Source organism: Kitasatospora griseola (genome assembly GCF_014648555.1).
Lineage (GTDB): Bacteria > Actinomycetota > Actinomycetes > Streptomycetales > Streptomycetaceae > Kitasatospora > Kitasatospora griseola.
Genome location: NZ_BMRI01000048.1, coordinates 35,322 through 38,624, shown reverse-complemented (window position 1 = coordinate 38,624; position 3,303 = coordinate 35,322). Strand labels below are relative to the sequence as shown.

The 3,303-nt window shown below is 75.4% G+C and carries 3 protein-coding genes and 1 pseudogene; all 4 read right to left on the bottom strand.

The features are described 5' to 3' along the window. Window positions 1–73, bottom strand: a pseudogene (locus IEZ12_RS39690) (DNA-binding response regulator); the annotation flags it as partial. Next, entirely contained in the window at window positions 70–1,311 is a 1,242-nt protein-coding gene (locus IEZ12_RS34250; RefSeq protein ID WP_229848559.1) for a sensor histidine kinase, read from the bottom strand. The gene IEZ12_RS34250 and the pseudogene IEZ12_RS39690, both read right to left, overlap by 4 nt. Before the next feature lie 65 nt (window positions 1,312–1,376). Then, the gene (locus IEZ12_RS34245) at window positions 1,377–2,180 is read right to left on the bottom strand and encodes an ABC transporter permease (RefSeq protein ID WP_189277853.1); all 804 of its coding nucleotides are present in this window, start codon (window positions 2,178–2,180) and stop codon (window positions 1,377–1,379) included. Beyond that, window positions 2,177–3,151 carry an ABC transporter ATP-binding protein gene (locus IEZ12_RS34240; RefSeq protein WP_189277851.1) on the bottom strand — a complete coding sequence of 325 codons (975 nt, stop codon included), beginning with the start codon at window positions 3,149–3,151 and terminating at the stop codon, window positions 2,177–2,179. Before IEZ12_RS34240 ends, IEZ12_RS34245 begins: the two co-directional genes overlap by 4 nt. Window positions 3,152–3,303: the final 152 nt, after the last annotated feature.

Genomic DNA, 3,303 nt, shown 5'->3' with positions numbered 1-3,303 from the left:
CCAGCAGCGCCGCCAGCGCGCCGCGGATCAGGTGTTCGTCGTCGGCGAGCAGTACCCGCACCCGGTCCGTCACGCCACAGACTCCCTTGCTGCCATCGGTAGTTCGGCGGTCACCCGGAACCGCCCGGGGCCGGGGCCGGCCGCCGTCAGGGTGCCGCCGTGGGCGGCCAGTCGCTCGCGCAGGCCGCGCAGGCCGCTGCCCGCGCCCTCGGTGCGGGACGGCGGGACGGCGGGCACGCCGTCGTTCTCCACCTCCAGCACCGCGGTGCCGCCCGACACCCGCAGCCGGAACGAGCAGTTGGCGGCCTCGGAGTGGCGCAGCACGTTGGTCGCCGCCTCCCGCACCACCCAGCCGAGCACCGACTGCGCCTCGGCCGGCAGCGCGTCCGTGCCCGCCAGTTCGGTCCGGCAGTCGACGTTCGCGGCGCGCAGCACCGAGGCCGCGCCGATCAGCTCGGTGTGCAGTTCGACGGTGCGGTAGCCGCGCACCACCTCGCGGACCTCGCGCTGCGAGTCCTGGGCGATCCGCTGCACCTCGGTCATCTGGTCCACCGCCTCCGGGCGTTGACGGCGGGCCAGCTGCACGGCCAGTTCGCTCTTCAGCGCGATGGTGGCGAGGTTGCGGCCCAGCACGTCGTGCAGGTCGCGGGAGAACCGCAGCCGCTCCTCGGCGACCGCGAGCCGGGCCTGGGCCTCCCGGGCCTCGTCCAGCTCCCACACCACTTTCGCCGTCCAGGACGAGCAGCGGACGGTGGCGCCGGCCATCGCGGCGCCGAGCAGGCAGCCCACCACCAGGCCGACCACCCCGCCGGGGTGGGCGCCGGTCAGCAGCAGCGGCACCGCGAGCAGCGTCAGCGAGCCGGCGGCGGTCAGCAGCGTCTCGCGCACGGACAGGCCGAGTACGACGGCGCCGAGCCAGAACGTCACCGTCATCGGCGGGACGGCGGCGGCGACCGTCGCGTTCTCGCCGGTCATCGGTGCCGCCGACAGCATCATCGCCAGTGACGTGCCGATCGACACCGCTCCGGACAGCGCCACCCAGCCGTACGGGCGCGGGCGCCTGCCCAGGTAGGCGTCCAGTCCGGTGCGGAACAGCACCGCGTTCAGTGCCGCGGCCACCAGCCCGCCGGGAACGGCCAGCAGCAGCTGGACGGTCGGCACCTCCCGGCGGGCGGCCACCGACCCCACCACCAGGAGCGCGGACAGCGGCTGGACCACCGCCACCAGGTACAGCGACCACCGCACGTACAGCTCGGTGCGCTGCGGCTTCGACAGGGACCGCCAGCGTCCGACCGGCCCGGTCCTGCTCACCCGCACCACTGGACTCCCCGCTTCCCGACGACTCCTGAGCATCCTGCCAGCCCGCGGGCGCCCGCTCAGCGCCGAGGCTCCCAGCGGAACCAGCGGTGGCCCGCCCATGCCGCGACGCCCGTCCACAGCGCGGCCATCAGCAGCGGCGTCGCGCCCTGCGACCACGTGCCGGCGAAGCCTTCGGTCGGGCCGGAGCCGTCGGTGCCGAACCAGCCGATCCGCAGCAGCTGCAGGGCCGGGGTGGTCGGCAGCAGGCGGCAGACGTTCGCCACCGAGTCCGGCAGCGACTCCAGCGGGAGCATCAGGCCGGAGCCGAGCTGCGCCACCAGCAGCAGCGGCAGGGTGGTGATGCCCGCGGTCTCCACGGTCTTGGTGACGGCGCTGGACAGCGCGGCCAGCCCGGTCAGCAGGGCCACCGAGAGCGCCAGCCCGGCCACCAGCAGCAACGGGTTCACCGGGGCGGGCAGGTCGAGCAGCAGCGCGCCGCCGACGCCCAGCAGCAGGCACTGGGTGAGCGCCAGCCCGATCGACGGGACGGCGGTGCCGAGCAGGATCTCGGCGTCGGTGGCCTCCCCGGTGCGCAGCCGCTTCAGCACCAGGTCGCTGCGCCGGGCGGTGTAGGCCGAGGTCAGGTTGCAGTAGACGACGATCAGCAGCACGACGCCCATCGAGCCGACCACCAGGTTGGCGTTCACGTCCAGGCCGGGGGTGCGCTCGGCGGCGGCGTCGAGGACCGAGCGCATCGAGGCGACCAGCACCAGCGGCAGCGCCAGGGCCATGAACATCGCGGTGCGGTTGCGGCGCAGCAGGGTGGCCTCGGCGCGGCCGAGGGCGAGCAGGCGTCCGGCGGGGGTGGTCGCGGCGGTCATGCGGCACGTCCGATCTGCGGCAGGGTGGCCGCGTCGGACGCGGCGATGGCGAGGAAGGCCTCTTCCAGCGAGGCGCTGCGGGCGTCCAGCCGGCCCAGGGCGACCCGGTGGCGGGCGGCCCAGCCGAGCAGTTCGGTCAGGGTGCCCTGCAGGTCGGTGGTGCGCAGGGTGATCCGGCGGCCGTCGATCCGCAGGTCGGCGCCGGGCAGCGCGGGCAGGTCGAGCGAGGCGTGCGGGCCGGAGCGCTCGGGCAGTTCGAAGCTGATCCGGGCGGGGTGGTCGGCCAGCACCTCGTCGACGGTGCCGCCGGCCACCACCCGGCCGCCGTGCATGATCGCCAGTCGGTCGGCGAGCTCCTCGGCCTCTTCCAGGTAGTGGGTGGTGAGCAGCACGGTGGTGCCGGCCGCGCGCAGCTCCCGGATCAGCCGCCACACCGAGGCGCGGGCCTCCGGGTCAAGGCCGGTGGAGGGCTCGTCCAGGAACAGCACCTCGGGGCGGCCCAGCAGGGCCATCGCCAGGTCGAGGCGGCGGCGCTCGCCGCCGGACAGCTGCTTGACCCGGACCGTGCGCCGAGGCAGCAGGCCCACCAGGTCGAGCGCCTCGTCCACGGCGCGGGCGTCGCTGGTCAGTCCGTTCCAGCAGCGCCCGGTCTCGGCGACGGTCAGCTCGCCGGGGAAGCCGCCCTCCTGCAGCATGATGCCGATCCGCGGCCGGAGCGCGGCCCGCTCCCGGGCCGGGTCCAGGCCGAGCACCCGGACCTCGCCGGCGCTCGGCGCGGCCAGGCCCTCCAGCACCTCCATGGTGGAGGTCTTGCCGGCGCCGTTGGTGCCGAGCAGCGCGAACAGCTCGCCCCGGGCGACGCTGAGGTCCAGGCCGCGGACGGCCTCGAAGCCGGCGGCGCCGGACGGTCCGTAGCGGCGGTGCAGGCCGCGGGCCTCGACGGCGGGGCGGGGACGGCTGGTGTCGGTCATGGCTCCAGCCTTCCGCCGGGCCGGGCCGTCCAGTAGTGCGGGCCGTCACCGGGTGCCGGTGGAGTTCCACGGGTCGGCGATGACAAATGTCATCGGGTGCCGCGACGGGCCGGAAACGCCGAAGGCCCCCTCGACGAGGGGGCCTTCGGAAC

Bases quoted from the DNA above. Each gene is read 5' to 3' on its own strand.
- IEZ12_RS34245 (WP_189277853.1), bottom strand. From the start codon at position 2,180: ATGACCGCCGCGACCACCCCCGCCGGACGCCTGCTCGCCCTCGGCCGC.
- IEZ12_RS34240 (WP_189277851.1), bottom strand. From the start codon at position 3,151: ATGACCGACACCAGCCGTCCCCGCCCCGCCGTCGAGGCCCGCGGCCTG.